Below are 1,087 nucleotides of genomic sequence, written 5' to 3' on the forward strand. Positions count from 1 at the left end.
TCACAGAAATCCGGGATGCCATCCCCGTCAGAGTCGATGGAATCATCCCCGCCTGTGCATATGTCGCATCCATCTGGTACGCCGTCACCATCGGTATCTACCGAGTCATCGAAACCTTCACACACATCTTGTGAGTCGCAAACTCCGTCGTTATCTGAATCTGTGCAACTTTGTCCATCACCTTCCTGAATGGTCAGGAACTGGTTTGGGCTTGGGTTGAAGATTTCATCTACGATACCTGAGGGCCATTTGACAACTACCCGGTCTATGGTTGTATTTGCGCCGAGTCCAAAGTGTTGTGTCAGGGAATTCATTACTCCATATCCTTCTCCGGATTTCACATCTCGGATTTGAATTCCCCATGGGCCGTAGAGTTCTACCCTTGCTCCAATACCATTAATATTACTTTGAACACCTTGCAGCTGTACATTAAAGAAATTATTGCTATTCCCCTGATTGATCCAGAGTTTGTCTTTAACAGTAGTCGGTGTATTGAGACCAGTGGCGTATCCAGCATAGATGTCCAGAAACCCGTCATGGTTTAAGTCGCCAACTGTAAATGATTGTATGGTATTTGAGTTGAAGGGATTGGGAGCTAAATCAAATGTTCCGTTTCCGTTGTTGTAGAAAAGGAAGTGGGCGTCTCCTGATACCATCAAATCGAGGAACCCATCATTGTTAAAATCTTTAAAAAAGCCTTGTACACCATAGATGTTCTCCGGGTTAAGTGTAGGCAGTAGCCCGCTTGAAGCGGTAATTTCAGTAAACGTACCGTCACCGTTGTTTTGCATCAGGTTAGGACCACTTCCGTGATTGATGATGATGGCATCCAGGTCCCCGTCATTATCTATATCTCCAAAATCGGTGAGCCAGGTCTGTTCACCATTTTTAAGATTGGCTTCTGCGGCTTTTTCGGTAAAATTATTGTTGCCGTCATTCTGCATAAGCATATTGATCCTTCTGGGATCTGTCGGATCGGTAACCCCACCCCGGCATTTTGAGATATAGAGGTCCAGATCTCCGTCATTGTCATAATCGATCCAGGTGCTGGCGTAGTTCCCTGAGTTATCACTTGAAGGAACCGTTT

The 1,087-nt window shown here is 45.4% G+C and carries 1 protein-coding gene; it reads right to left on the reverse strand.

Annotated features, from left to right (window positions below):
* Positions 1 to 1,087, reverse strand: a 1,087-nt coding sequence (locus QU605_RS15295) for a CRTAC1 family protein (protein ID WP_289726201.1), incomplete at both ends; no start/stop codon positions are given.

It is taken from the genome of Robiginitalea aurantiaca, from assembly GCF_030380815.1.
In the GTDB taxonomy this organism is placed as follows: Bacteria; Bacteroidota; Bacteroidia; order Flavobacteriales; family Flavobacteriaceae; genus Robiginitalea; species Robiginitalea aurantiaca.